The sequence below is a fragment of the Streptomyces sp. NBC_00510 genome (assembly GCA_036013505.1).
In the GTDB taxonomy this organism is placed as follows: domain Bacteria; phylum Actinomycetota; class Actinomycetes; order Streptomycetales; family Streptomycetaceae; genus Actinacidiphila.
On the sequence record CP107851.1, the window covers coordinates 2,921,964 to 2,945,929 of the forward strand.

Below are 23,966 nucleotides of genomic sequence, written 5' to 3' on the forward strand. Positions count from 1 at the left end.
ACACCGATGCAATCGAGTGGGCGCCACCCTGGTACCGCCTCAGAGACGGAAGCGTTCGAGACAAGGCGACGACGATGCGGCTGCGCGCACTGCTGGACACCGATGCCCTCGGCCTGCGGCTGCTCGGCGGCGAGGAGGAGCTGGACCGCACGGTCCGTGGCGTGATGACCACCGACCTGAAGGACCCCAGCCGCTACCTCTCCGGCGGCGAGCTGGTGCTGACCGGCCTGGCGTGGCGCCGCGCGCCGGACGACTCCGAGCGCTTCGTGCGGATCCTCGCCGCGGCCGGTGTCGCCGGTCTCGCGGCCGGCGAGGCCGAGCTGGGCTCGGTCCCGGACGACCTGGTGTTGGCCTGCGCCCGGCACCGGCTGCCGCTGTTCGCGGTCGACGAGGACGTCGCCTTCGCCTCCATCACCGAGCACGTGGTGCGCCAGGTGTCCACCGAGCGGGCCGGGGACCTGGCCGCCGTGGTGGAACGGCACCGCCGGCTGATGACCTCCGGGCCCGAGGGCGGCGGGCCCGACGCCGTCCTGGACCTGCTCGGCAGCGACCTCGACCTGCGCGCCTGGGTGCTGTCCACGACCGGCCGCCAGATCGCCGGCTCCGATCACCCGCTGCCCGCCGGCGTACGGGCCGAACTCGCCGGCGAGCACCTGGCCGCCGCCCGGACGGACCGCCCTTCGCCGCACCGCGCCTACACCGCGGGCCGCCACTACTCGCTCTTCCCCATCCGCAGCGGCGACCCGGCCGACGACATACGGGGCACCCTGCTCTCGGACTGGTTCCTGGCGGTCGACGCCGACACGGGCGACTGGCCGGCCGAACGCCTGGACCTGCTGGACGGCGTCACCCAGCTCATCGCCGTCGAGCGCGACCGGCGGGACGCCTCGCGCACCGTGCGCCGCCGCCTCGCCGCAGAGGTGATGGACCTCGTGCAGACCGGCGCGCCGCCGGGCGAGATCGCCGCGCGGCTGCGCGTGGCCGCGCCCGTACTGGTGCCGGGGCTCGGCACCGCGCCGCACTGGCAGGTCGTCGTCGCCCGCGTCGACTGGGCGGGTGGCGGGCCGGCCGCCGGTCCGGTCGCCCAGGCCCTGCTGGAGGAGGCCCTGGTCGACCCGGGCGCGGTGGGCCCCGACCCGGCCGACCGCATCGCCGTCGCCCACGCGGGCGAGGAGGCGATGGCCCTGGTCCCCCTGTCGTCGCTCGAGTCCGACGGCGCCGCCCCCGAACTGTCCGCCCAGGGGCTGCTCTCCGTCCTGCGCGGGCCCCTCACGCGGGGCCTCGACGGCGACGGACGGCTCACCATCGGCGTCAGCGCCACCGTCCACTCCGCCGACGGGCTGCGCGGCGCCCTGGAGGAGGCCCGCCACGCCCGCCGCGTCGCCGCGGCCCGCCCGGGCCGGGTCTGCGTCGCCGGCCACGAGGAACTGGCCTCGCACGTCCTGCTGCTGCCCTTCGTCCCCGACGACGTCCGCCGTGCCTTCACCGCCCGGCTCCTCGACCCGCTGCGCGCCTACGACCGGCGGCACCGCGCGGAGCTCATCCCCACGCTCGAGGCCTTCCTCGAGTGCGACGGCTCCTGGACGCGCTGTGCGAACCGGCTGCATCTGCACGTCAACACTCTGCGCTACCGCATCGGCAGGATCGAGCAACTGACGGGGCGCGACCTGTCGCGTCTGGAGGACAAGCTCGACTTCTTCCTGGCCCTCCGGATGAGCTGACGGCGGGACGCCCGGTCGGCAGGGGCCCGCACGCCGGTCGCGCCATGGTCGCCGTGGATCTTGACCCGCGGTCGCGGCTCGGGCAGGCTCGGTCGGAAACTCGGGGGGCCGGGTGTTCGAGTTCGACGTCCTGGGGTCGTTGCGTGTGCGCCGGGAGGGTCGGACGGTGGCGCTGCCGGCCCCGATGCTGCGCCGGCTGTTGTGCCTGCTGCTGGCGGGGGGCGGGCGGCCGGTGTCCGCCGGGCAGTTGCGGGACGCTTTGTGGGAGGGCGGGCCCCCGCCGAGCTGGCGCAAGACCCTGCAGGTCCACGTGCACCGGCTCCGCCGTGAGCTGGGCCTGGAGGAGCGGCTGCACCACGGGCCGCAGGGCTACGGGCTGACGGTCCTGGACGGCGAGCTGGACGCGGCGCGCTTCGCGGACCTCACGGACCGGGGGCGGCACGAGCGGCGGCGCGGCGAACCGGTCCGGGCCACCGCCCTGTTCCGCGAGGCACTGGCCTTGTGGCGGGGCCCGGCCTACGACGGCGCTCCGGGCGGACCTCCGGTGGCCGCCGAGGCCGCCCGGCTGGAGGAGCTGCGCACCCGGGTGCACGAGGAGTGCGCGGGCGCGGAGCTGGAGCTCGGCCGCCACGCGGAACTCGTCGGCGAACTGGCCGGACTCGTCCGGCACCACCCCTACCGCGAGGAGTTACGGGCGCACCTCATGCTGGCCCTGTACCGAAGCGGCCGCCGCGCGGAGGGTCTGGAGCTGTTCCGGGAGACCCGCGCGCTCTTCGCGGAGCACCTGGGCATCGAGCCCGGCGAACCGCTGCGGCGGCTGCACGAGGCGATGCTGCGCGCGGACGAGGCCCTGGAGGCCCCGTCACGGCCGTACGACGCGTCCGACCGCTCCGATGGTCCGCCGCCCCGGCCGGGCGCCCTGCCGGCCCAGACCACCAGCTTCGTCGGGCGCCGCGCCGAGGTGGACGCGGTGGGCGCACTGCTCACCGGCGCACGGCTGGTGACGCTGACCGGCGTCGGCGGGGTCGGCAAGACGCGGCTCGCCCTGCGGGTGGCGGACGAGGCGGGTGCCGCGTTCCCCGACGGGGCGTGGCTGGTGGAACTCTCCTCGGTGCGGGACGGCGACCTGGTCGCCCACGCGGTGGCCCAGGCCCTCGACCTGCACGACTGGGCCCTCCGGACGCCGCTGGAGGCGCTGCGCGAGCATCTGGCCGCCCGGAAGCTCCTGCTGGTGCTGGACACCTGTGAACATCTGGCCGACGCCTGTGCCCTGTTGACCGAAGCCCTGCTGCAAGGCGCGCCGGGAATCCGCGTGCTGGCCACCAGCAGGGAGTCGCTGGGGGTCGCCGGGGAGCAGATCTACGTCGTGCCGCCCCTGCCGGTGCCGCCGCCCGGCCCGGGCGCCGCGCTCGCCGGGGAGACCGACGCCGAGGTCGCGGACGCGGTGGCCCTGTTCGTCGAACGGGCCCGGGCCGTCGACCGGCACTTCGCGCTGACCCCGCTCAACCGGGGGGCGGTCGGGCGGCTGTGCGCGCTCCTCGACGGCATCCCGCTGGCGATCGAACTGGCCGCCGTGCGCTTGCGGTCCCTGTCGGTGGACCAGGTCCTGGAACGCCTCGACGACCGCTTCGCGTTCCTCGGCGTCGGGCGGCGCACGGCGCTGTCCCGGCACCAGACGCTCAGGACGGCCATCGAATGGAGCCACCAGCTCTGCTCGCCCGCCGAACGCCTGCTGTGGGAGCGGCTGTCGGTCTTCTCCGGCAGCTTCGACGCGGAAGCCGCCCGGGACGTCTGCGCCGACGCTGAGCTTCCGGGCGCGGAGATCCCCGAGCTGCTCGCCGGCCTGGTCGACAAGTCGGTTCTGCTGCGCGAGGAGGACGCCCCCGGGGTCCGGCTCCGCATCCTCGACACGATCCGCGAGTACGGCGCCGACCGTCTGCGGGAACACGGCGAGGAGGACCGGTTGCGCCGCCGCCACCGGGACCACTGCCTGGCCCTGGCCCACCGGTTCGAGGACGACTGGTACGGGCCGCGGCAGCTCATGTGGCACCGGCGGGTGCTCCACGAGCACGCCAACATCCGCTCTGCTTTGGACTTCTGCCTGTCCCGCCCCGAGGAGCACCGCACCGGCCTCGAACTGGCGGGCACGCTGTGGGTGTTCTGGGTGGCCTGCGGGCTGTTCACGGAGGGCCGGCACTACCTCGACCGGCTGCTGCGGCTGGAGCGCGCGCCGGACCGGGAACGGCTCAAGGCGCTGTGGGCCTGCGGTCACGTGGCCCTGGGTCAGGGCGACACCGAGACCGTCGACCGGGTGGCCGGCGAGTGCCGGTCGCTCGCCGCCGGACACGGCGACGGCGTCGCGGCGGCCTTCGCCGCCCATCTGCTCGGTGCCGCCGCGGCCCAGCGGGGCGACACCACCACGGCCGTCGCCCTCGCGGCCGACGCCGTCCGCCTCAGCCGCGCGCTGCCCGGGGCCGCCGACCGGGAGCGCGGGCTGGCCATGGCGCTGGTCGGCGAGGCCTTCGCCCTGCTGATGAACGGCGACCTGGACGCGGCCGCCGAGGCCATCGACGAACAGCAGGCCCTGTCGGCCTCCCGCGGGGAGATCTGGACGCGCTCCTGGAGCAGCAGCCTGCGCAGCTCCGTCGACCTCGCCCGCGGGGAGACCGGGTCCGCCGTCGCCCACGCACGGGCCTCCCTGACGGTGCGCCGGATGCTCGGCGACACCCTGGGCGTGGCCATGTGCGTCGACACCCTGGCGCACGCCGCGCTCGCCTCGGGCGACGCCGAAGGCGCCGCCCGTCTGCTGGCCGTCAGCCGCCGGGTCTGGGAGACGTTCGGCCCGGCGCAGTTCGGCTCCGCGGAGCTGCGTGCCGCCCAGGACCTGTGCGCCGAGCAGGCCCGCAAGCTGATCGGCGACGCGGCGTACGAGGAGGCGTTCGGGGCCGGCGGCGCGCTGGACCTGGAGGACGCGATCTCCTTCGCCCTGGGTGGCCGCCCGGGGTCCCCGTGGCCTGCGGGGCCTGCGGGGCGGTGAGGGCCGTGCGCGGTGGCGCCGGGGTCACTTCCCGATCTCGCACGGGGGGTTCGGGATGGCGAGATCGAGCCAGGTGCAGCGGGCGACCTCGCCGTCCACACCCCCGGTCGTGTCGTTGCGGTCCTGCGCCCAGCGGACCGCCGCGCCGGTCGGCCGACGACGCCCGCACGGGCACGGTTCGTCCGCAGGATGCGTCCCTCCCCGACCTCATCGGACGTGCGCCCCTGCGGGGCCGGTGAACACCGTGCGCCCCACCGGATGCGGCGCGGATGCGCGGAAGTTGCGCCGCGGTTGCGGGCGAAGGGGGCGGAGCGGCGGGCAGGAAATCGATCACGCGGCGTCCGCCCTCTTGGCGTGGCACCCGGTGTCGTGCTGGACTTCGGCCCAACCGGCTCGATGACGCGCTTCGGGGAGGGCAAGTGGCGGACACCGCCATGTCGGACGCAGAGGTGGGACCGACGGGGCCGGGCGGCGGTGCGCCGCCCGACGTGTCGCGGCTGCGGGGCCGCGGGTGCTGGGCGGAGGCCGCACAGTTGCTCGCGCCCCATGCGGAGCGGTTGCCGGCGGCGGCGACACAGCGGGCGGCGCTGCTGATCGAGCGCTGCATGTTCACCCTGGACGGCTGGGCGGAGGCCGAGGACGCCCTGCGCTCGGCGGAGGCCCTGGCCCGTACGGACGACGAGCGCGGCGAGGCCGCCTGCGAACGCGGCAACCTCGCGTATGTGGCGACGCTCTTCGGGATCCGCGACCGGGCGGACGAGGCGCGGGCCGCCCTGATGCGCAGCGCCGCGCTGCTGGCACCCGGTGCTGCGGGGCGGCCGCTGCTGGACTTCCGGCGCGGCCTGATCGCGGAGAACCTGGGCGACGACCCGGAAGCGGCGAAGGCGGCGTACCGCCGGGCGCACGCGGGGGCGGTGGCCCACGACGACGTGCTGCTGACCTCGTACACCTGGCGGCACCTGGCCGGGCTGGCGGCCCGCGACGGCGACCTCGCCGAAGCGCGCCACGGCTTCACCGAGTCGCTGCGGATCCGTGTGGAGCTCGGCCACGCCGTCGGGGTCGCGCCGGCCCTGACCGCGCTGGCCGGGGTGGAGCCGGACCCCGAGGCGCGGCGGCTGCGCGCCGAGGCGGCGCGGCTGTTCCGGATGCTGGGCGGGGTGCCCGTGTGGCTGGCCGGGGAGCTGGACGTGGACGCCGGCTGAGCGTCACGCCCCGGAGAAGTGCGCGCGCACCAGTGCCTCGACGGTGGTCAGGTCACCGGAGACCAGCGCCTCCAGCAGCGCCGCGTGCTGCGTGGCGTCGGCGATCAACCGGGCGCTGATGCCGCGCACCGGGGCGGCCCCGGGGCGGGCGTGGCCGTGGTCCTCGGTGACCGGCCACTGCGACCTGCGGTGCAGCTCGTCGGCGACGGCCACGAGCTGCCGATTGCCGGAGAGCTCCAGCAGGGCGCGGTGGAAGGCGCGGTCCGCCTCGGCGTAGGCGGCGCGGTCGCCCAGGGCCGCGGCGGCCACCGTGGCCTCGGCGAGCGGGCGCAGCTGCTCCCAGCGGGACGCGGGGAGCGTGCGGGCCAGCCGCAGCACGACGGGGACCTCCAGGAGCGCGCGCACCTCGGCGAGGTCGGCGAGGTCCCGGCTGCTCCGCTCGGCGACCCGGAAGCCCTTGTTCGGCATGGCCTCCACCGCGCCCTCGCGGGCCAGCAGCTGCATCGCCTCGCGCACCGGGGTGGCGGAGACCCCGAAGCGCTCGGCGAGCGCGGGCGCGGAGTACACGGCCCCCGGGCGCAGCTCGCCGGTGAGCAGGGCGCCGCGCAGGGCACGCAGGACCTGGTCCCGCACCGTGTGCCGCTCGGGCAGCCGGCGCGGCCGGGGGAGCCCTTCGGCGCGGTCCGGGACGGCCTCGGTGCCGGGCTCGGCGTGCGGGTGGGCACCCCGGACACGTTCGTCGTGGCCGGGCCGCAGCCCGGGGGCCGCCGCGGCGGGCGCCGCGGGGCGCCGCACGGCGCGGGGGGCGTACTCCACAGGGGCTCCTTAGGACAGTCGTGTGCGCTGGCGCACTCCCGCGGGGAACGTGCGCCGCCATCTATTGCAACACGCTCCGCGACCGGCTTCGAGCCCCCTGGGCGACGGCTCTCCCGCGGCAAGATCGTCCGAGGCTTGCCACATCTCGTGTGGATCTTTCGTCCATGTCATCCGATGGCCCGTCAGGTCACAGGTTTCAACTCGATCAACTGAACCAAACCCGCTCCCCAGTTCGAGTATTCTGACGATCTCGTCCCACGCCACCCCTCCGTTGGCGTTCTCTTGCCCTGAAACCGCATCGCGCGCCCCAGGCGTTCGCCAGGATGGCGCGCGGACGCCGTCTCGCGGCCCGAGCGCGACGGTACTGCGACGCAAGGAATCGCTCGATGAGACTTACGGACACAACGCTGGACTGGGCGCTCCCGTGCGCCGTGGGTCTGGCGGTCCTCGCCGCCGCGGCGGTGTTCCTGCGCAACCGCAAGGCCCGCAAGGAGGAGACGGGTCAGGCCGATTCCTGGGAGCGCTCGGAGGAGCGGCGCCGCAAGAAGGAGGCCCTGTACGGCACGGCCTCCTACGTCCTGCTCTTCGGGTGCGCCTCGGTCGCAGCGGCGCTGTCCTTCCACGGCCTGGTCGGTTTCGGCCAGCAGAACCTCGGCCTCTCCGGCGGCTGGGAGTACCTGGTGCCCTTCGGGCTCGACGGCGCGGCCATGTTCTGCTCGGTGCTCGCCGTGCGGGAGGCGAGCCACGGTGACGCGGCGCTGGGCTCGCGCCTGCTGGTGTGGCTGTTCGCGGGCGCGGCGGCCTGGTTCAACTGGGTGCACGCGCCCCGCGGCGGCGGCCACGCCGGCGCCCCGGAGTTCTTCGCGGGCATGTCGCTCTCCGCGGCCGTGCTCTTCGACCGCGCCCTCAAGCAGACCCGCCGGGCCGCCCTGCGCGAGCAGGGGCTGATCCCGCGGCCGCTGCCGCAGATCCGCATGGTCCGCTGGCTGCGCGCGCCCCGCGAGACGTACGGCGCCTGGTCGCTGATGCTGCTCGAGAACGTCCGCACCCTGGACGAGGCCGTCGAGGAGGTCCGCGACGACCGCGCCCGCAAGGAGCAGGAAGCCCTGCGCCGCCGCGAGCACGAGCGTCTGGAGCGCGCCCGCATCAAGGCGATCAACCGGCAGCACCGGATCTGGAACCGCGGCGGCAGCAAGTACGAACTGCCCTCCTCGGCCGCGGCGGGCGCCCAGGCCGGCGCGGAGCCTGCCATAGAACCGGAGAAGGCCGAACTGCCCTCGCGCTCCCGGCCCGCCCTCTCGCCCGTCCGTGAGGAGGTCGCCCGTGCGACGATCGACCTCACCGCCGAGGACGACACCATGGCACTCCCCAAGCTGGACTCGCTGGAGCGCAAGCTCGCCGACCTGGAGCGCCAGTACGGCTGACCCGAAACATCTGTGACGTCTCGTCAGTTCGCTGCCCCGGCCCGGACCTCCGGCCGGGGCAGCGGCGCGTCCGGGGGCGCCGGCGCGGCCGGCTGCGGGTCAGCAGGCCCCGGCGTCGAGTTCGAACCAGACGATCTTCCCGGTGCCGTCCCCGTCGGGGCGCACCCCCCAGGCGTCGGCGAGCGACTGGACGAGCAGCAGTCCGCGGCCGGAGGTGCGACGGTCGGAGGGGGCGCGCAAGCGCGGGTGACGGGTCGTGAAGTCACGGACCTCGACGCGCAGGCGGTGGTCGGCCCCGGGCAGCAGCGTCACGGTGAGGACGGCGCCGCGGTCGGTGTGGCGGAGGGCGTTCGTGACGAGTTCGGTGGTGAGGAGTTCGGCGGTGTCGGCGAGGGCGGGCACGCCCCAGCTCCGTAACGCCTCACGCAGCAGCCTGCGGACGTCGGCGACGGCCGGCAGGTCGGCGTGCTGGACAGGCCGGTGCAGCCGGCGCGCCTCGACGGGCCCCCCGGCCTCCCTGCCGCCCGGCTGGACAGGCTGACGTTCCATCGGCTCCGCTCCGGCCGCTGACGCCCTTTCGGGTTCGAACATCTACGCGCAATGCATGCCCCACTGTGACCACGTCCAGTCATGGTCCGAAGACGGAGCGCTCTTGTATCCACTGTATGCATTGCATGCAATGCATACAGTGGATACAGTGGTGGGGTGCAGCAGACGGACGCCGCGCGCACGCGGCTGCGGGAACTGATCCTGGACGGGGTGTACGCGCCCGGCCAGCGCCTGACCGAGCTCGAGGCCGCGGCGGTGCTGGCCATGAGCCGTACGCCGGTGCGGGAGGCGTTCCGGGCGCTGGTCGCCGACGGGCTGGTGCGCTCGGCGGGGCGCGGGGTGAGCGTGGTCGACATGGGGCCGGAGGCGCTGCGTCACGCGTACCAGGTACGGGGCGTGCTGGAAGGCCTGACGGCGGAGCTGGCCGCGGAGCGGCAGCGGCGCGGGGAGATAGCGCCCGCCGAACTGACCGCGCTGGAGCGGCTCGCGGCGGACGCGGAGGAGGCCACGGCCGCGGGCCGGCTGGTCGAGGCCGTCCGGCACAACCGGCGCTTCCACGCCCGGATCGCCGCCCTGTCGGCGAACCCGGTGGCCGTCGGGTCGCTGGAGCGGCTGTGGGACCAGATCCAGGTCTCCACCCGGCGGTCGCTGGCCGCACCGCAGCGCCCCGGTCAGGTCGCCGCGCAGCACCGCCGGCTGCTCGCCGCGATCGCCGCCGGCCACGCCGGGGAGGCCCACGCGGCCGCCCGTGAGCACGTCATGGACACCTGTGCCGCCTACGAGCGGGACGGGGCGGAGGAGGAGCGTTAGCCGTGCCCGACATCAGCAAGCGCCACACGTACACCACCGAGGTCGTATGGACGGGGAACCGGGGCACGGGCACCGGCACGTACCGCGGGTACGGCCGGGAGCACGAGATCGCCGCGCCCGGTCTGCCCGTACCGCCGATACCCGGCAGCTCCGACCCCGCCTTCCGCGGCGACCCGGCGCGCTGGAACCCCGAACAGCTGCTGCTGGCCGCGCTGTCGCAGTGCCACATGCTGTCGTACCTGCACGTGTGCACCGTCGCCGGAGTGGTGGTCACCTCCTACACCGACCGGTCGGAGGGCACGATGGAGGAGACCGCCGACGGCGGCGGCCACTTCACGCGGGCCCTGCTGCGGCCCCGGGTGGAAGTGGCCTCCGCCGCCATGGTGGACGCCGCCGTCACACTGCACGCGGACGCCCACCGGCTGTGCTTCATCGCCAACTCCGTGGCCTTCCCCGTGGACCACGAGGCGGAGGTGACGGTCACGGCGGGCGGCTGACCGCCCGCCGTGACCGCCCGCCGCCCCGTCCGGCGCCCGGGTCAGCGCAGTCAGCGCAGTCCGCGCAGGACGTTGCCCTCGGTGGTGAGGTAGTGGGAGCGGTAGTCGAAGCGGCGCGCCCGGGCGAACAGCAGGTAGTAGTACTTGGCGTTCTCGCTGAACCAGTAGGCCGGGGTCAGGTCGCCCAGCTTCATGGGGCGGGCGGTCACGTCACGTACCACGGTGTACCCGTTGGCCACCCTGCAGTACTGCCTCTGCCGCCGGAACATCTCGGCGGCCCGCTGCCGGTAGAGCTCCTTGCCGGTGGCGAGCCACAGGAAGAGGCAGGAGTCCACGTACTCCGGACGCAGCGGGTAGGAGGCGTCCAGGGCGCTCATGCCGTGGTAGTCGAGGCTCTCGGGCGGCAGGCGGAAGGAGCGCAGGGTGGCGGCCCAGCTGTCGTGGTAGGCCTCGCCCTCGGCGACGCGTCCGCTCTGGGCGAGCAGTCCGGCGTAGAAGGCGGTCAGTTCGGACTGCGCGTGCCCGGTTCCGGCGCCCGTGCGCATGTCGGCCTGGCGGAACCAGAGCCGTCCCGAGCGGCGCTCGGTCAGGTGCTCGAGGACGGCCGCGGTGAGGGTGGTGTACCAGGTGCGCAGCTCCTCGTCGCGGTACAGCTCCCAGCCGTCCCAGAGGTACTCGTAGAAGGAGTCGACGGGCGGGTCGAGGGTGGCGGTGGTGCCCGTCCACGCGCCGGTCTCGACGTTCATGCCGGTGCCGAGCAGGTTCAGCCGTGAGCGGCGGTCGTAGACGGCGCGCAGGGCCTTCTTCGCGGCGTCGTAGTACTTCCGGTCGCCGGTGAGCCGGGACAGCTCGCCGAACTCGGTGATGCAGGTGCCGATCTCGGCGAGGTAGTTCTCCTTGCCGGAGACCGCGCCGGTGGCCAGGTTCACATAGCGGTAGGGGGCCCCGGTGGGCGACCGGGTGAAGGCGGGCAGCAACCGGTCCGCGAGTTCCCGGGCGCGGTCGAGCAGGACCGGTTCCTTGGTGGCCAGGTGTCCCGAGAGCAGTCCGCCCACCAGGCGGATGATCGTCTCGAAGACCTGCACGGGGGCGTCCTGGCCGAGCGCGAGGTCATCGCGCACCCACTGGACGCCGGCGTCCAGCTCCTCGTCCAGCTCCATCAGGTAGAGGGTGTCCAGCGCCTCGACGATCGTCAGGCCGAGGGTGCTGCCCGGGATGAAGAAGTCCGAGCCGGCGCCGGCGAGCGGCAGCAACTCGTCGCGTCCCCACGCGAGTCTGCGGTAGGCGTCCCAGGCGCTGCGGAACTCGGTGACGGACGCGCGGGCGAGCGCCGCGTACGGGTCGGTGGCGGCCGCCGCCGTCCCGGGCAGGGACACGGAGGGGACGGCGGCGAGGGGGGCGAGCCGTGCGGCGGCACCGAGCAATCTGCGCCGGGAGAGCCCGCCGGGACGCGCGATTTTTCTCATGCCCCGAAAACCCCGTCCGCCTTCCGGGCGTTACGGGACACCACCGCATTGACGGGGAATCCATCCGGTGAGCCGACCCGAGGAGCTGAGATGCACGACGACCGTCTGCTGGTCGAGGGCCGTCTGACCAGGGCCATGAACCAGTTCGTGCGGCCCGCCCGGTACGCCGACCGGGTGCCGCTGGGCATGTCGGTGTGGCATGTGGGGGACGGGAAAGGAGGGCCCGTGCCGGTCGGTGAGGCGCTGAAGGCCTCGTCGGACGGGGCGTTCGAACCGTTCTCCGTGGGCACGCCCTGGGGGCCGCCGTGGTCGACCAGCTGGTTCCGGCTGGAGGGCACGGTGCCGGCGGCCTGGGCGGGCCGCCGGGTCGAGGCCGTGATCGACCCGGGGTTCGGGAACGACGGCCCGGGCTTCGTGGCCGAGGGGATGGTGTACGACGCCGAGGGGGTGCCGATCAAGGGCGTCCACCCGCTCAACCGCCATGTCCCGGTGGCCGCTCCGGCCGCCGGGGGCGAACGGGTGAGCCTGCTGCTCGAGGCCGCGGCCAACCCCGCCGTGCTCCGTGACTGGCGTCCGACCCCGCTCGGCGACGTGCTGACCGCGGGGTCCGAGCCGCTCTACCGCTTCGACACCGCCGAACTGGCCGTCCTGGACGAGGACGTCTGGCACCTCGTCCTGGACGTCGAGGTCCTCGAGGGACTGATGCACGAGCTGGACTTCCACGATCCGCGCCGCCACGAGATCCTGCGCTCGCTGGAGGACGCCCTGGACGCGCTCGACCTGCACGACGTGCACGGCACCGCCGCGGACGCCCGGCGCGAACTGGCCGGGGCACTGTCCCGGCCCGCGCACGCCAGCGCGCACCGCGTCTCGGCGACCGGCCACGCCCACATCGACTCGGCGTGGCTGTGGCCGCTGCGGGAGACCGTCCGCAAGGCCTCCCGCACCTTCGCCAACGTCACCGCGCTCGCCCGCGACTACCCCGAGCTGGTCTTCTCCTGCTCGCAGGCCCAGCAGTACGCCTGGGTGAAGGAGCACCAGCCGGTGGTGTGGCAGCGCATCCAGCAGGCCGTCAGGAACGGCAACTGGGTGCCCGTCGGCTCCATGTGGGTCGAGTCCGACGCCAACATGCCCGGTGGCGAGGCGCTGGCCCGGCAGCTCGTGCACGGCAAGCGCTTCTTCCTGGACGAACTGGGCGTGGAGACCGAGGAGATCTGGCTGCCGGACACCTTCGGCTACACCGCCGCCTTCCCGCAGCTCGCGAAGCTCGCGGGGGTCCGCTGGTTCCTCACCCAGAAGCTGTCCTGGAACCAGTCCAACAAGATGCCGCACCACACCTTCTGGTGGGAGGGCATCGACGGCACGCGCGTCTTCACCCACTTCCCGCCCGTCGACACCTACAACTCGCAGCTCGCGGGCCGCGAACTGGCGCATGCGGTGCGCAACTTCGCCGAGAAGGGGCGCGCCACCCGCTCCCTGGTGCCGTTCGGCTGGGGCGACGGCGGCGGCGGTCCCACCCGGGAGATGCTGGAGAAGGCGCGCCGGCTGCGTTCCCTGGAGGGGGCGCCCCGGGTCGAGATCGAGAAGCCCGCCGCCTTCTTCACGGCGGCCGAGGCCGAGTACGGCGACCGGGCCCCGGTGTGGTCCGGGGAGCTCTACCTGGAGCTGCACCGCGCGACGTACACCACGCAGGCCAGGACCAAGCAGGGCAACCGGCGCAGCGAGCACCTGCTGCGTGAGGCCGAGTTGTGGTGCACGACGGCCGCGCTGGGCGCTCCGTCCTCGTACGCCTACCCGTACGAGGAGCTGGACCGGATCTGGAAGACGGTGCTGCTGCACCAGTTCCACGACATCCTGCCGGGCAGCTCCATCGCCTGGGTGCACCGCGAGGCGCGCGACACCTACGCGGTGGTGCGGCAGGAGCTGGAGGACCTGATCGCGGGGGCGGTGCGGGCGCTGGCCTGCGACGGGTCCCAGGGCTCCCCCGCCCTGCTCAACGCCTCGCCGTACGCGCGGGAGGAGGTCGTCGAGCTGGACGCCGCCGCGGTGGCCGCCCTGCCGGCGGGCAGCGGCGCGCAGCCCCTGGCGGACGGCCGGGCGGTGGTGGCCGCGAGCGTCCCGGCGCTGGGCACGGCGGCCGCCCTGGACCGCGCGGGAGCCGCTGCCGCGGACCCGGTGAGCGCGGTGCGGGAGGGCGGGCTGATCGTGCTCGGCAACGGCCTGCTGCGGGTCGCCGTCGACGCGGACGGGCTGCTGACCTCCGTCCGCGACCTGACCGCCGGCCGGGAGGTGCTGGCGCCGGGGGCGCGCGGCAACCTGCTGCAGCTGCACCCCGACCACCCCACCAAGTGGGACGCCTGGGACATCGACCGCCACTACCGGCGCAAGCACACCGACCTGACGTCGGCGGAGTCCGTCGAGCTCGTCGAGGAGGGCCCGCTGCGGGCCGCCGTCCGGGTCGTACGGGCCTTCGGCGGCAGCCGGGTCGTCCAGGAGCTGCGGCTGACCGCCGGCAGCCGCCGGCTGGACGTGCTCACCGAAGCCGACTGGCACGAGTCGGAGAAGGTGCTGAAGGCGTCCTTCCCGCTCGACGTGCTCGCCGAGCGCTCCACCGCCGAGATCCAGTTCGGGCACGTGCACCGCCCCACCCACGCCAACACCGGCTGGGACGCGGCCCGGTTCGAGATCTGCGCCCACCGCTGGCTGCACGTCGGCGAGCCCGGCTACGGGGTGGCGCTGCTCAACGACTCCACCTACGGCCACGACGCGGGCCGTTCCGGCACCGACACCACCGTCCGGCTCACCCTGCTGCGCGCCCCGCACAGCCCCGATCCGCACACCGACCAGGGCACGCACCGCTTCACCTACGCCCTGCTGCCCGGAGCGGCGGTGGGCGACGCGGTCGCGGCGGGGCTCGCGCTCAACCTGCCGCTGCGGCGGGCGGATTCACTGCCGCCGCTGCAGCCGCTGCTGCGGGTCGGTCACCCCGGCATCACCGTGGAGTCGGTCAAGCTCGCCGACGACCGCTCCGGCGACGTGGTGGTGCGCCTGTACGAGTCGCGGGGCGACCGCGCCTCGGGTGTGCTCACCACGGGCTTCCCGCTCGCCCGCGCCCGGGTCACCGACCTGCTGGAGCGGCCGCTGGAGGACGCCGAACGCGAGGGCGACGCGGTCGCCGTCGCGCTCCGCCCGTTCCAGATCCTGACGCTGCGGCTCACCCCGGGGCCGCGTCAGGCGTCCCAGACGGCGACCGCCGTGCGGTCGTCCGCGTAGCCCTTGACCCGGGTCTGGGTGTCGCCGAGGAAGGCCGGCAGGCCGGGGGGCTCGGCGGCACCCCACCGCTGTGTCAGTCGGGCGACCAGGGCGGGCTCGCCGCGCAGCGGCCCGGCCAGTCCGCCACTGCACAGCAGCAGGGTGTCGCCGGAACGGGCCACGGAGGCGCGGAAGCGGAAGCGTACGGCCGGGCTGTCCTCGGTCTCGGCGCGCTCGTCGGGCCGCCAGGGGTCGAGGTCCTGCCACTCCCCGCCGCGGATGCGGTAGAGCCCGCCGTCGCCGACGCCGAAGAAGAGACGGATGCGGCAGTCGGGATCGGCGGGCAGCAGCAGGCAGCGGAGGGTGGCGCTGTACTCGGCCGGGTCCAGGCCCAGGTCCTCGCCGCGGGCGCGCAGCCGTCCGTAGCAGCGGTCGGTGAGCCGGTGCAGGCCGGACTTCAGGGAGCCCCGGCGGGAGGCGCGGATGTCCTCGCCGAGCCGGGCCTGGCTGCGGCCCACCGCCGCCGCCATCCAGGTGCAGGCGTCGCGGGCCGCGCGGTGGGCGGTGTCCGAGGTGCGCGGGCCGGTGGCGGCGGCGATCAGCAGCAGGGCGTCGTCGCCGCTGCCGAAGCGGGCGGTCAGGACCGCGTCACGGCGCGGCTCGCCCCGGTAGCGGGCGGAGTCGCCGCGCACCGAGGCCGTACGGATCGTCAGCAGGCCGTAGCGGGCCCCGTCGAGCTCCGTGTCCGGGACGAGGTCGTCGAGGTCGTCCGGGTCGGCCGCCGGCCAGGCGGTCGGCTCGGGGTCGTACGTGGGCGGGCCGTCGCCGACGTACGGCACCTCGGCGAGGGTGGGCTCCGGCAGGCCGGCCGGTGCGGACCGGACGGCCGGGGCGGCGGGTGCCGCGGGCGCCGCGGACCGCGCGGGATCCGGGGCGGGTTCGGCGGGGGCCCAGCCCGGAGGCAGGCCGGGCGGCTCCGGGGCCGGTTCGGGCAGCGCCTGGGGGTGGGGCGGGCCCTGGTACTGCCAGGGGCGCGGGGCGGCGGCCGGGGGCGGGGCGGGGCGGCGCAGCCGCAGGGTGTCGGGCGGGCCGGCGTCGTCCGCGGCGGCGCCGCCGGCCTCTCCTGCCGCACCGCTGCCGGGGGCCGTGCCCGCATCGGTGCCGACGTACCAGGTGTCACCGGGCGCGGCCGTGTCCTGCGGGGCGGTCCGCCACGGCGCCGTGCCGCCGCCGTCCGATTCCTCGCCGTCCGCCTCCTCGCCGAGCGCGGAGAGCGCCGAGCTGTAGCGGTCGTCCAGCGTGTCGCCGGGCTCCCGGCCCGCGGGGTCGGGCTGCCCGTACAACTGCCGCCACCACTCGTCCTCTTGGCGGCGGTCCGTCTCCCCCTGCTGACTCATGCCCCTATTGTCCACCGGCGGGCCCGCGGCGAAACAGGGTTCGGACACGCGAATGGTCCGACGGGCGGCCGGCTCCCTCCTCGGGCCGCACGTCGGACGATCCAGTAGGGACACCTTGCCAGGACAGGGGTTCGAGCAGGGATGATGGCGGGCGGCGGGATTACGCCATGGCTCATTTCCGCCATGCCCGCGTCTTGCGTTCCTCGGATCCGGAAGGGGTGCCCGTGCTCGGTGCCATAGGGCTGGACGATGCCCAGGAGGCGGCGTACCGCGCCCTCGTGGGGCTGGGAGCCGCCGAGGTCGTCGACCTCTCGCACCGGCTCGGCATGCCCGAGGACGAGGCGGCCAGGATACTGCGCCTGCTGGAGCGGCAGGGGCTGGTCGCGCAGTCCTCCGCCCGGCCCGGCCGCTGGGTGGCCGCCCCGCCCACGGTGGCGCTCGGCGCCCTGCTCACCCAGCAGCGGCACCATCTGGAACAGGCCGAGCTCACGGCCGCCGTGCTGGCGCAGGAGTACCGGGGCGAGGCCGCGGAGCCCTCGGCGCACGACCTGGTGGAGGTGGTGACCGGGGCGAGCGCGGTGGCGCACCGCTTCAACCAGCTCCAGCTGGGCGCGGAGAAGGAGGTCTGCGCCCTGGTGACGGGCACCCCGATGGTGGTGTCGGGGATGGAGAACACCGCCGAGGAACGCGCCGTGGAACGCGGGGTGACCTTCCGCGTGGTCATCGAGCGCGAGGTCATCAGCGGGCCCAACGGCATCGCAGAACTCACGGCGGCCCTCGGCCGTGAGGAACAGGTGCGGGTGGTGGACCGGGTCCCGACCAAGCTGGTGCTGGCCGACCGTTCGCTGGCGATGGTGCCCATGGCCCGGGACGCGGCCGGCCCGGCGGCGCTGGTCGTCCACGGCAGCGGGCTGCTGGACTCGCTGATGGCCCTCTTCGAGAACGTCTGGCGCGAGGCCCTGCCGATCCGCCTGGACACCGGCGGCGCCCTGCGGGAGGAGCCCCCGGACGCGCCCGACGCCGTCGACCTGCAGATCCTGTCGCTGCTGCTGGCCGGGCTCACCGACGCCAGCGTCGCCAAGCAGCTCGAACTGGGGCTGCGGACGGTGCAGCGCCGGGTGAAGCGGCTGATGGAACTCGCCGAGGTGTCGACCCGGCTGCAGCTGGGCTGGCACGCGTACGAGCGGGGCTGGGTGGAGCGCACCCCCGGCTGAGGCGCGGGGACTTGGGGCGCCGCCGACGAGGCCGGAAAACCAGGGGGCGCCGGGGCCCGGCTTCGGGCACGCTGGGCCCATGGGGACCGGACAGCTGTGCCTGATCGGTGCCGTCATGCTGTCCGGACTGTGGGGCGTGCTCGTACCGGGCGCGCCGGGCCCGCTGATGTGCTGGGCCGCGGTCCTGTGGTGGGCGACCCATCTGCACACCACGGTGTCCCGGGGCGTCCTGGCGGCGGCCACCGGTGTGCTGCTGCTCAACCAGGCCGTCCAACTGCTGCTGCCCACCCGGTCGGTGCGGGACGCGGGGCTCCCCCGGCGGGCCTTCCTCGTCGCCGGGCTGTGGGCCGTCGCGGGTTTCTTCCTGCTGCCGGTGGTGGGGGCGCCGGCCGGTTTCACGCTGTCCCTCTACGGCGGCGAGCGGATGCGGCTCGGCAGCCACGGCGCGGCCTGGTCCTCCACCCGTACGGCCATGCGGGCCGCAGGAACTGCGCTGCTGGTCGAGCTCTTCGCGTGCCTGCTGGTCGCCGGGGCGTGGCTGGGGGCCGTCGTCACCTCGTAGGTCCCACGGTGCCCGCCGGTGCCCGGCCGCGCGCAAGCGGCGGGTGCGCGGCGGCCGTTCGGGCCGCTCCGTCGCCGTCCTCCGGCGGAATTGTCAGGGCTCCGTAACAGCCGGATCCCCCGGTGCCCCTCCCCCGTCCTCCCGTGTGCAGGTACGGAACACAGGTACGGGACACCGGACACGAGGAGCGGGGCGGACATGGGGTGGAGCGGGATGCGCGGGACGAACGGCCGGGTGCTGGCGGCGGCAGTGGGCGTGGCGGGGGTGGCCGCGCTGGCATCGGTGTGGACCGCCCAGGCCGGCACCCCCGACGGGCCGCAGGCGGCGGTACGTCCGGCGAAGCCCTCCGCCTCCGCCAAGCCCCGGCCCATACCCGGGCAGACCTCCGTGCCGGACGCCGAACTGCCCGCCCCCGTGGTGAACATGGACATCGCCCACGCCTCCGACAAGGGCCCCCGGGGTGTCAACATCACCATCGACGACGGGCCCGACCCGCAGTGGACCCCGCAGATCCTCCAGGTGCTGCAGGACAACGGCGTGAAGGCGACCTTCTGCATGGTGGGCCCGCAGGCCCGGGCCCACCCCGACCTGGTGAAGGCGGTGGTGGCCGCCGGGCACCGGCTCTGCGACCACTCCGTCACGCACGACACGACGATGAACGGCAAGCCGCGCGCGTACCAGGCGAAGGAGATCCTGGACGCCGAGCGCATGATCACCCAGGCCTCGGGGGGCGTCAGGCCGCTGTACTACCGGGCTCCGGGCGGCGCGTTCACCCCGTACAGCCGCCAGCTGGCGGCCTCCCGCGGCATGCGCCCGCTGGGCTGGAACGTCGACTCCGAGGACTTCAAGCAGCCGGGCACCGCCGCGCTGGTGTCCACCGTCAAGAACGAGATCTCCAACGGGCCGACGCTGCTGTTCCACGACGCGGGCGGGGACCGCGGCCAGACCGTCGAGGCGCTGCGGGAGATCCTGCCCTGGCTGAAGCAGCAGGGCCGCACCTTCGGCTTCCCGGTGCGCTGACCGCCGGGCGGGCGGCCGGGAACAGGCGAGAGAGCGCTCTCAGAAACGGCCCGCGAGCTGCGGGGAGAGCGCTCTCTCCACGCTTCCTGGAGGGACTACGCTGTTCCCGTCCCGAGAGGAGCACCCCTTGTCCGACCAGATCTCCGGAGCGCGCCCGACGCTCGAAGCCGTCGCCGAACGGGCCGGGGTCTCCCGGGCCACCGTCTCCCGGGTCGTGAACGGCGGGACCGGCGTGCGCGAGGCACTGGTGGACAAGGTCCGCAAGGCCGTCGAGGAGCTGGGCTACGTGCCCAACCAGGCCGCCCGCTCGCTGGTCACCCGGCGCACCGGGGCCGTCGCCGTCATCGTCGCGGAGCCGGAGAGCCGGGTCTTCGCGGACCCCTTCTTCGCACAGCAGCTGCTCGGCATCAGCCGTGAGCTGGCGGTGCACGACTCGCAGCTCGTCCTGCTGCTGGTGGAGGGCACGGCCGACTACGACCGGGTGGGCCGCTACCTGGCCGGCGGGCACGTGGACGGCGCGCTGGTCTTCTCGCTGCACGCCGAGGACCCGCTCCCCGGCATCATCCGCCGGATCGCGCTGCCCACCGTCTTCGGCGGGCGCCCCGGCTGGCCGGGGGCGGAGGGGGACCGCAGCGTGCTCTACGTGGACTCGGACAACCGCGGCGGCGCCCGCGAGGCGGTGCGCCACCTGCTCTCGCTGGGGCGGGAACGCATCGCGACCGTCACCGGGCCGCTGGACCAGACCGCGTCGGTGGACCGGCTCGACGGCTACCACGACATCCTGATGGACGCCGACCCGCGACTGATCGTCGAGGGCGACTTCTCCGAGGCGGGCGGGGCGCGTGCCATGGCCGTGCTGCTGGACCGGGCGCCGGACGTCGACGCCGTCTTCGTCGCCTCCGACCTGATGGCCTGCGGTGCGCTGCGGGTGCTGCGCGAGCGGGGCCGGCGGGTGCCGGAGGACGTCGCCGTGGTCGGCTTCGACGACATGGTCTCGGTGGCGGAGCTGGCCGACCCCCCGCTGACGACGGTCCGTCAGGAGATCGAGGAGATGGGCCGGTTGATGGTCAGGCTGCTCGTCCGGGGCCTGGAGCGGCGGACGGAGGAGGACAGCGGCGGCCGTCCGCTGTCCTCGCTCGTCACCCCGACCCGGCTGGTGCGGCGCGCCAGCGCCTGACCGGCCGGGCCTCAGAGCGTGCTGTGCTCCTTGACCACACGGCGGGCCTGGGCGAAGAGCATGCCCACGTTGACCGAGCGGCGGCAGACGACCACGGCGACGACGTCCTCGTTCAGGTTGTTCCGCATGAACAGGTGGGTCAGGTTGTCGCTGTTGACGAGGATCTCCTGGAAGTAGTGCGCGTCACTGGTGACCCCGCGGCGCTCCTTGAAGACGTCCTCGATCATCACCACCGTGCGCCCCTGGAACAGGTCGAGGGTCGCCGCGGCGAGCAGGTCCAGGACCTCCGGCGGATGGCTGTCGACGGTGTCGACGGAGAGCAGCATGCCGGTCGACATGTCGACCACACCGGCGGCGAGACAGTCGGGGACCTCCTGGCGCAGGTTCTTCACCAGGGCCATGACCTGGTCGGACAGGTTGCCGTGCGGGCGTTTTCCGGTGGTGCTCACAGCACTCCTTCTGCGGTCTTCACTGAGACTTGGGTCGTCATCCGAGGACTCCCTCGGGGTCGTGCGCGGACTCCGGCGCGGGCACGGCGCCCGGTCCGGGACCGGGTGCCAGCAGGATCGCGCCGATGCGCTCGACGGCGGACCTGGCCTCGACGTGGAGCTGGGGGACGTTCATGCCCTCGTCGCCCACGACGACCAGGAGCGCGGTCTCGCCGACCGCGTAGACGGCGGTGTAGCCGCCGCTGCTGCAGGTCACGGTCCTGCGGAGCGGGCCGCGCAGGGCCGCCATGGCGATCCGCCGGGCGAGCCCGAGGCTGGCGGCGGCCAGCGCGGCGAGCCCGTTGGGGTCGATGGCGTCCTCGGTGTCGGCGGCGATCAGCAGGCCGTCGACGGCCGCCACGGCCGTGTCGGTGACGCCGACCACCTGGTCCCGCAAAGCGCGCATCTCGGCGACCAGGGCGTCATGATTCATGCACGTGCACCTCCTTGAATTCCCTTCGGTCGGTGTTCCGTTGGTCCCCGCGGATTTCGGTCACGGGGAATCGGTCCGGCTCCGTCCTCGCGGCCGGAGAAATCCTTTCCAGCCCGATTGCGGGCGGCTCGCGTCGAGCGCCTCGCGAATACCGCTGGCGCCCGGTTCACGGCGGGGCAGCCCCTCGGCGCCGGGGGCCGCGACGGGGACGTCCCCCGGTTCCCACTCCGGTACGGGCGGGTACGGGTCCGGGTCCGCAGCGCCCTCCCGGAACGCGACCGGAGGGCTCGGCGCGGCAGGGCCCGCCGGCTCCGCCGGTGTCGTGGCGAACGGGTCGGGCAGCGGCGCCCGGGCCGGCGGCGGCAACGGGTGCGCCGGCGGAGCCGGGACGGTCTCGACGAGGCCCTCGGCGCACATCCGGGCGACCTCCACGGTGATCGTGTAGACCCCGCGGCCGATCAGGAACGCGATGTCCCGGGGGCTGCGCCGTCCGTTGGCGCAGCCGAGGATCTCGCGGCGCACCGGTGCCAGGGGCTCGTCCGCCCACGCGGGCGGCCCCACGGCGGCGACCCGGTCGCGGTCGGGCGAGACCGATCGCGGCAGGGCGGCCAGCGCGGCGAGCCGGCGCCCCGCCTCCACCAGCAGTTCCTCCGGTTCCACCCCACTGCCCAGGCCGGGCGGCGGCACGGTGCGCGGCGCTCCCGGCGGGGCGGGGTCGAAGGCGCAGTTGTCCAGACGTCCGGCCAGCACGGCGAAGACCGCGTCCTGGACGGCCATCATGTGCAGCACCTGGAACTCGGCCGTGCCCAGCCGTCCGCCGGCGGCGATCGGCGCGCCCGGCCACAGCCCCGTCCCGGCGGCGTCGTGGGCGGCGTTCCACTCGTCGGCGTCGATGCGCCCGGAGCGCACCAGCAAGGTGCCCACCCCCGGCGCCCCGGGGCTCTCCACGGCCACGACCGCGCCGTCGAGCAGATGGAAGGCCCCGCCGGGGCTGCCCTGCACGCGCAGCACCCCGGTCGCCCGTTCGTCGCGGCACCTGGACAGCGCGCGGCCGAGCAGACCGTGAGCGGCATTCCGGGCGGGCACGGAACCCGATGGTGCCGAGGTCATCGCTCCCCTTGCTGCGGTTATTCGGGCATACGGGCGGGCGGGCTCGCGGACATAGGGACGGGAGGCGCGGAAATGCCGTACTCATGCACGAACAATCACGCCGGCGGGTAATTTCTAGCAGCCCTCCGACACGCTCCTCCGGCCATCGCACGACATGGCCGAGGACGAGTATTTGAGCCCTACAGATGTCAATTCCGTGCCGTTCCACGACCGTTTCCGCGCCAACGGGTGGAGGCACCCGGAGGGGTTCGCGAAGGGTCAGGACGCCGGCGATGCCGTCAGGACCTGGAGCCGCGCAGGGCCCGGGGCCGCCCCACCGGCCGTTATCCATTCGACTCTTGACGAATCACCGGGTGCGGCGGCACTCTCCTGGGCATCGCTTGAGAGCGCTCTCAAGAACCGCGAACAAGGGCCCTCTCACCCGTCCCGAAGCCATGGGAGGCTTCCATGCCCATCGCCCGAGCCGCCAGACGCGCCACCCTCCGACTCGGGGCGGTCGCGCTCGCCGGGGCGCTCCTCGCCGCCTGCGGATCCGGCTCGACCGGCACGTCCGCGGACAAGGACGGCAAGGTCACGATCACCGTCGACCTGTTCGGCACCTTCGGCTACAAGGAAGCCGGCCTGTACGACGAGTACGAGAAGCTCCACCCCGGCGTCACCGTCAAGGAGAGCAGCACCGAGAACGAGGCCGACTACTGGAAGGCCCTGCAGACCCGGCTCGCGGGCGGCGGCGGCCTCGCCGACGTCCAGGGCATCGAGGTGGGCCGCATCGCGTCGGTCACCCAGCAGCAGGCCGACAAGTTCGAGGACCTGGGCGCCCTGGGTGCCAAGGACCTCAAGGACGACTTCTCCGCCGCCAAGTGGGCCGCCGCCACCACCTCCGACGGCCGCACCCTGGGGCTCGGCACCGACGTCGGCCCCGAGGCGATCTGCTACCGCACCGACCTGTTCCGGCAGGCCGGCCTGCCCACCGACCGGGCCGAACTGGCGCAGAAGTGGTCCACGTGGGACGGCTACCTGGAGCTCGGCAAGCAGTACAAGGCGAGGGCCGGGGCCAAGAGCGCCTGGGTCGACAGCGTCGGCAGCCTCTACTCCGTCATCGTCGGCCAGGAGAAGGAACGTTACTACGACGCCTCCGGCAAGTTGATCTACGACGACAACGCCGCCATCACCTCGGCCTGGGACCTGTCCGTGCAGGCCGCCCAGGACGGGCTGAGCGCCAAACTCGCCCAGTGGACCCCCGCCTGGAACCAGGCCTTCAGCAGCGGCTCCTTCGCCACCATCGGCTGCCCCGCCTGGATGCTGGGCTACATCAAGGGCCAGGCCGGGGACGCCGGCAAGGGCAAGTGGGACGTCGCCCCGCTCCCGGGCGGCGCCGCGGGCAACTGGGGCGGGTCCTACCTGGCCATCCCCAAGGGCTCCGCGCACGCCAAGGAAGCCTTCGCGCTGGTCAAGTGGCTGACGGCCGCGGAACAGCAGGCCAAGCTCTTCAAGAAGCAGGGCAGCTTCCCCTCCAACGTCGGGGCGATCGAGTCCGTCAAGGACGTCACCGACCCGTACTTCAGCGACGCGCCCATCGGGCAGATCTTCGGCGCCGCCGCCGAGGCTTCCCCGGTGCAGGTGCTCGGCGTGCACGACGGCGACGTCAACCAGCAGATCACCAACGCGCTCGGCGAGGTCGAACGCAAGGGCACGGACTCCGCGACGGCGTGGAGCCACGCCAGGAAGGGCGTCGAGAACGCCGTCGGCTGACGGCCCCCGCCCCGCCGGCGCCGGGCGCGGCGGACCGTT

General features: G+C 74.4%; 19 protein-coding genes. 12 read left to right on the forward strand and 7 right to left on the reverse strand.

Features of this window, described 5'->3' with window-relative positions; all coding sequences use genetic code 11:
• Window positions 1-74: 74 nt before the first annotated feature.
• The 3 genes from OG937_12885 (at window position 75) to OG937_12895 (ending at window position 5,960) form a co-directional block, all read left to right on the forward strand.
• Window positions 75-1,721: a PucR family transcriptional regulator ligand-binding domain-containing protein gene (locus tag OG937_12885; protein WUD72515.1), complete on the forward strand. Its 1,647-nt coding sequence runs from the start codon at window positions 75-77 to the stop codon at window positions 1,719-1,721.
• Between the two features lie 166 nt (window positions 1,722-1,887).
• Window positions 1,888-4,758, forward strand: a complete 2,871-nt coding sequence (locus tag OG937_12890) for a winged helix-turn-helix domain-containing protein (GenBank protein WUD72516.1) — start codon at window positions 1,888-1,890, stop codon at window positions 4,756-4,758.
• 434 nt (window positions 4,759-5,192) lie between these two features.
• Window positions 5,193-5,960 carry a hypothetical protein gene (locus OG937_12895; protein ID WUD72517.1) on the forward strand — a complete coding sequence of 256 codons (768 nt, stop codon included), beginning with the start codon at window positions 5,193-5,195 and terminating at the stop codon, window positions 5,958-5,960.
• 3 nt (window positions 5,961-5,963) lie between these two features.
• On the opposite strand, the gene OG937_12900 is transcribed toward OG937_12895, so the two are convergent.
• A complete protein-coding gene (locus OG937_12900; protein ID WUD72518.1) occupies window positions 5,964-6,776 on the reverse strand; it encodes a GntR family transcriptional regulator in 813 nt (270 codons plus the stop codon).
• A 386-nt stretch (window positions 6,777-7,162) separates the two neighbouring features.
• Between OG937_12900 and OG937_12905 the strand changes: the two genes are divergently transcribed.
• Window positions 7,163-8,200, forward strand: a complete 1,038-nt coding sequence (locus tag OG937_12905; GenBank protein ID WUD72519.1) for a DUF2637 domain-containing protein — start codon at window positions 7,163-7,165, stop codon at window positions 8,198-8,200.
• A 99-nt stretch (window positions 8,201-8,299) separates the two neighbouring features.
• On the opposite strand, the gene OG937_12910 is transcribed toward OG937_12905, so the two are convergent.
• Window positions 8,300-8,749 carry an ATP-binding protein gene (locus OG937_12910; GenBank protein ID WUD72520.1) on the reverse strand — a complete coding sequence of 150 codons (450 nt, stop codon included), beginning with the start codon at window positions 8,747-8,749 and terminating at the stop codon, window positions 8,300-8,302.
• Window positions 8,750-8,905: 156 nt separating this feature from the next.
• Here OG937_12910 and OG937_12915 point away from each other — a divergent pair, with 156 nt between their 5' ends.
• Together OG937_12915 and OG937_12920 are read left to right on the forward strand one after the other, a co-directional pair.
• A complete protein-coding gene (locus tag OG937_12915) occupies window positions 8,906-9,559 on the forward strand; it encodes a GntR family transcriptional regulator (GenBank protein WUD72521.1) in 654 nt (217 codons plus the stop codon).
• Window positions 9,560-9,561: 2 nt separating this feature from the next.
• Window positions 9,562-10,056 (forward strand): OsmC family protein, encoded by a 495-nt coding sequence (locus OG937_12920; GenBank protein ID WUD72522.1) that lies wholly within the window; start codon window positions 9,562-9,564, stop codon window positions 10,054-10,056.
• Between the two features lie 50 nt (window positions 10,057-10,106).
• Here OG937_12920 and OG937_12925 read toward each other — a convergent pair whose 3' ends face one another.
• Complete coding sequence (locus OG937_12925) at window positions 10,107-11,522, reverse strand: glycoside hydrolase family 47 protein (protein WUD72523.1); 1,416 nt, start codon at window positions 11,520-11,522, stop codon at window positions 10,107-10,109.
• A 90-nt stretch (window positions 11,523-11,612) separates the two neighbouring features.
• On the opposite strand from OG937_12925, the gene OG937_12930 reads away from it, so the two are divergent.
• Entirely contained in the window at window positions 11,613-14,795 is a 3,183-nt protein-coding gene (locus OG937_12930) for a glycosyl hydrolase-related protein (protein ID WUD72524.1), read from the forward strand.
• On the opposite strand, the gene OG937_12935 is transcribed toward OG937_12930, so the two are convergent.
• Window positions 14,753-16,171, reverse strand: a complete 1,419-nt coding sequence (locus OG937_12935) for a protein phosphatase 2C domain-containing protein (protein ID WUD72525.1) — start codon at window positions 16,169-16,171, stop codon at window positions 14,753-14,755. The two genes, OG937_12930 and OG937_12935, sit on opposite strands and share 43 nt — an antisense overlap.
• 224 nt (window positions 16,172-16,395) lie before the next feature.
• Between OG937_12935 and OG937_12940 the strand changes: the two genes are divergently transcribed.
• The 4 genes from OG937_12940 to OG937_12955 all read left to right on the forward strand — a co-directional run bounded on the left by OG937_12940 (window position 16,396) and on the right by OG937_12955 (window position 20,144).
• The gene (locus OG937_12940; protein WUD72526.1) at window positions 16,396-17,385 is read left to right on the forward strand and encodes a helix-turn-helix transcriptional regulator; all 990 of its coding nucleotides are present in this window, start codon (window positions 16,396-16,398) and stop codon (window positions 17,383-17,385) included.
• Window positions 17,386-17,464: 79 nt separating this feature from the next.
• Window positions 17,465-17,947, forward strand: coding sequence for a DUF456 domain-containing protein (locus OG937_12945; GenBank protein WUD72527.1), 483 nt, complete (start codon window positions 17,465-17,467; stop codon window positions 17,945-17,947).
• A gap of 198 nt (window positions 17,948-18,145) precedes the next feature.
• Window positions 18,146-18,967, forward strand: a complete 822-nt coding sequence (locus OG937_12950; GenBank protein WUD72528.1) for a polysaccharide deacetylase family protein — start codon at window positions 18,146-18,148, stop codon at window positions 18,965-18,967.
• Window positions 18,968-19,094: 127 nt separating this feature from the next.
• Window positions 19,095-20,144, forward strand: a complete 1,050-nt coding sequence (locus tag OG937_12955) for a LacI family transcriptional regulator (GenBank protein ID WUD72529.1) — start codon at window positions 19,095-19,097, stop codon at window positions 20,142-20,144.
• 11 nt (window positions 20,145-20,155) lie between these two features.
• On the opposite strand, the gene OG937_12960 is transcribed toward OG937_12955, so the two are convergent.
• The 3 genes from OG937_12960 to OG937_12970 form a co-directional block, all read right to left on the reverse strand.
• On the reverse strand, window positions 20,156-20,545 hold the full coding sequence (locus OG937_12960) for a hypothetical protein (protein ID WUD78724.1): 390 nt from the start codon (window positions 20,543-20,545) through the stop codon (window positions 20,156-20,158).
• An 85-nt stretch (window positions 20,546-20,630) separates the two neighbouring features.
• Complete coding sequence (locus OG937_12965; protein ID WUD72530.1) at window positions 20,631-21,065, reverse strand: roadblock/LC7 domain-containing protein; 435 nt, start codon at window positions 21,063-21,065, stop codon at window positions 20,631-20,633.
• A 60-nt stretch (window positions 21,066-21,125) separates the two neighbouring features.
• Window positions 21,126-22,151 carry a MarR family transcriptional regulator gene (locus OG937_12970; protein ID WUD72531.1) on the reverse strand — a complete coding sequence of 342 codons (1,026 nt, stop codon included), beginning with the start codon at window positions 22,149-22,151 and terminating at the stop codon, window positions 21,126-21,128.
• 471 nt (window positions 22,152-22,622) lie between these two features.
• On the opposite strand from OG937_12970, the gene OG937_12975 reads away from it, so the two are divergent.
• Complete coding sequence (locus tag OG937_12975) at window positions 22,623-23,927, forward strand: extracellular solute-binding protein (protein ID WUD72532.1); 1,305 nt, start codon at window positions 22,623-22,625, stop codon at window positions 23,925-23,927.
• The last annotated feature ends 39 nt before the right edge of the window (window positions 23,928-23,966 follow it).